The sequence below is a fragment of the Pseudarthrobacter kochi genome (genome assembly GCF_055412805.1).
Genome location: NZ_JBVAYV010000094.1, coordinates 1 through 3,413, shown reverse-complemented (window position 1 = coordinate 3,413; position 3,413 = coordinate 1). Strand labels below are relative to the sequence as shown.

General features: G+C 65.0%; 2 protein-coding genes and 1 pseudogene. 1 reads left to right on the top strand and 2 read right to left on the bottom strand.

Annotated features, from left to right (window positions below; all coding sequences use genetic code 11):
* Window positions 1–110: 110 nt before the first annotated feature.
* A pseudogene (locus tag ACZY0Y_RS19690) lies at window positions 111–701 on the bottom strand (ATP-binding protein); the annotation flags it as partial.
* A complete protein-coding gene (istA, locus tag ACZY0Y_RS19685) occupies window positions 698–2,389 on the bottom strand; it encodes an IS21 family transposase (protein ID WP_463959914.1) in 1,692 nt (563 codons plus the stop codon). The gene istA and the pseudogene ACZY0Y_RS19690, both read right to left, overlap by 4 nt.
* 155 nt (window positions 2,390–2,544) lie before the next feature.
* On the opposite strand from istA, the gene ACZY0Y_RS19680 reads away from it, so the two are divergent.
* Window positions 2,545–3,222 carry a transposase gene (locus ACZY0Y_RS19680; protein WP_463959913.1) on the top strand — a complete coding sequence of 226 codons (678 nt, stop codon included), beginning with the start codon at window positions 2,545–2,547 and terminating at the stop codon, window positions 3,220–3,222.
* The last annotated feature ends 191 nt before the right edge of the window (window positions 3,223–3,413 follow it).

Sequence of the window (3,413 nt, the reverse complement as noted above, 5' to 3'; positions counted from 1 at the left end):
CGATGAGGTCGAGGGCCAGTGGCTCCCAAACACACCACCACTGGCTCTCTTCCGCACGATCGGTGGCTCTGAAGCGCAAGATTGGGTGGCTCTCAAGGCATCAAATACTCATCCAGTTCCATGTAGCCGAGTTCGTCGATGCACAGTAGATCCACGCGTCCGTAGCGGGCGATGGTCTTGGCGAGGGCTTTGTCGTTTTCTGCCTCGACGAGCTCGTTCACGAGCCGGGTGGCGAGGGTGTATTTGACCCTGAAGCCTTTCTCGGCAGCGGCGGTGCCGAGTCCGATGAGCAGGTGGGACTTCCCGGTTCCGGAATCGCCGATGAGGCACAGGGGCTGGCCTTTGCGGATCCAGTCTCCGGCCGCGAGCGTGTGGATGGTGGCGGGGTTGATGTTCGGGTTTGCGTCGAAGTCGAAGTCCCCGAGCCATTTGTCCCGCGGGAAGTTCGCGGATTTGACTCGGCGGACGGAGGATCGGCGGTCCCGGTCATCACATTCGGCCGGGAGCAGTTCGGCCAAGAAGCCCTGGTAGGAGAGTTGTTCCTTGCCCGCGACGGCGACGGCTTCGTCGAGGACGGCGCGGATCGTGGGCAGCCGGAGGCGCCGGCAGGCTTGGTCCACGGCCGCGGCGGCGGCCTGTTCGGTCAGGCCGCGGCGCCGGCGCAGGGTCTGGGACACGACAACGGGTGTGGTTGGGCTCATGAGACGTGCTCCTTGCTCGGCGGCGCTTGATATGGGTCGGTGGAGTGGATGGTGTGTTTGTTCAGGAGCTGGTCGTAGCCGGCGACCGTGGGCAACGGGCGTTTGTCTGGTGGGAGGCCGGCGATCACGGCGGCGGGGTCCGCGAGGCGGCGCTGGGTGAGACTGACAACGCGGTGCTCGACGATTTCTTCTTTCGCGCCGGGATCGCAATCGGGCCGGACCCACCCCGGGGTGTTCCGCTCCGCGGCCACCCGTCGTGCTTCAACTGCGACGACGTCCGCGCTGACCGCCCCGACCTGCAGGGCGGACGTGATCCCGGCAATAACGTCCGCGCCGTCCATCACCCGGTGCAACAGCAGGACGTCGATGAGTTCGCGGGTCGCGGCGGTGTCACCGTCGGTTTTCCGGGCAGCTGCCCAGAACGCGTCATGGGCCGGGGTGAACACCCCCGACTCCCGGGCCTGCGCTAACGCCGTGGAACCGGGCAGGGCGCCGGGTTTGAATTTCAGGACTTCGAGGTAGTGATCCAGTTGGACGCATTGCCCGCCCCGGGTTACGGTCCGTGGGTGGGTGGCGATCAGGGTCCGGCCGTCGAAGATCCTCACCTGCGTCGCCTGCAGGGAGACCCGGACTTTCTGGTTGATGTACCGCACCGGCACCGAATACTTGGTGGACCGGACGGTGATGAGCGAGGAACGGTCCACCCGCGGGGTAAGGACCAGGCCGGGATCGAAACCCTCCGTCGTCAGCGGCGCCAGCAGGGGTTGTTCGGCGGCGAAGTCTTGCCCGATGGTCCGGAGCCGCTGGGAGATCCTGCGTCGGTCCTCCGAGTCATCCCAAACCCGCAGCTTGTCGTTCAGCTCCGCCAGGGTCTCTACCGCCGGGACCGGGGTGAGGAAGTTCCTTCGGAACCGTCCGACTTCGCCCTCGATCCCGCCTTTTTCGTGGGCGCCCTTGATGCCCGGTTCGCAGTAGAAGGCATCGAACCCATAGTGGGATTTGAAAAGCACCCACCGCTCGTTCTCCACGCGCTGCCGGCCGGCCCCGTAAACGACTTTCGTCACGGCCGAGGTGAGGTTGTCATAGCGGATATGCCTGCTCGGGACACCACCCAAAGCGGTGAACGCCTCGATATGGCCCTCCAGGAATGCTTCCTGCGCGCAGGTCGGGTACACGCGATGAACGGACTTCCCCGAGTTCGAGAGCCGGAACGCGAACATGTAACACCGTGTCCTCACCCCGGCCAGGTCCACCCATACATCACCGAAATCCACCTCCGCCTCCGCACCCGGGGCGTGTTCCTGAGGCACGAAGACTTCCACCGGGGCGATCCCTGCCTCCACGGCCATAGCGGTCCTGCGGGCCTTCACATATTGGCGGACCGTGGAGTACGAGATCACCGCCCGATGCTCATCGACCAGGCGATCAAAAATCCGCTGTGCCGTATGGCGCTGCTTCCGCGGAGCGTCCAGGTCAGCCAGCAACATCGCATCAATGACGCCTTTGAACGGACCCAGCTTCGGGGCCTCCCGGGCAGCAACCCGGCGCGCGGGTGGTTCCGCGGCCGCCAGTGCCTGCCGGACGGTTCTCGGGGAGACCCGATGCTCCCGGGCAAGACAGCGGATCGATAAGCCCTTGATCCTGGCATCCCGGCGGATCCTCGCGAATAACTCCACTCTCGACTCCATCACTGCCTTCCACCGTCGGGAAAAACTCTGATGGAATCAACCGTGGAGTGGGCTCAACTAGAACTGCGATTCATCAACCGGCGAGCCGCGAACTGGGCTCAAATCAGACTGCAGAACCGGTCCCCACTCAAACTGCCATAATCACCTGCCAGCACGTGAACGCCATCCTGCTGCGCCACGGCATCCGTTACCCCAAGGACACCCGGTGGACGAAGGAACACAGCCGGTGGCTGCACCGCCAACGCTTTGCCGAACAGGCGCTGCAGTTCACCTACGAGGCCGACGTCGAGCAGGCGGAGCTGCTCGCCGGGCAACTCAAAAGGATCGACAAGCAGGTCGCCGCCACGGCCGCGGCCTGCCGCTACACCCCGGTGATTGAGGCGCTGATGTGCCTGCGCGGCATCCAGGTTACGACCGCGTTCGGGCTGGCCGTGGAGATCGGGGACTGGACCCGCTTCACCGGTTCATCCATCGGGTCCTACCTCGGGCTGGTCCCCAGCGAAAACTCCTCCGGCCAATCCCGCCACCAGGGCCCGATCACCAAAGCCGGGAACACCTACGCCCGCAAACTCCTCGTCGAAGCCGCCTGGCAGCATCGGCGCCCCTACGCCCGGCCCGGGGAACGGTTGCTGCGCCAGCTCGATCGCGTCGCCCCGGCCACCCGCATCCGTGCCCTGGAAGGAAACCACCGGCTCCACCACAAGTGGGAAGTCTTCGATGACCGCGACAAAATGTCCGTCAAGGCCAACACCGCGATCGCCCGCGAGCTCGCCGGCTGGTGCTGGTCACTGGCCGCCCCGCTCCAGCAAGGAGAACGTATGAACGCGGCCTAACCCGAACGTGCCCCCCGGGACGTGATGCAAGTGCGATGACAGCACCCGGAGCCAACTCGAGACTGGGCTATGAGCAGACGGCCCTGAGGTGTGTCAAGGATGTGAGACAGTCGGGTGGTTTCTTGTCAGTTAGGCAGCCACGGTTTGCGGCTGGTTTTTTGTCTTGAAATTGGCCATCGCGGTGGCCGGCG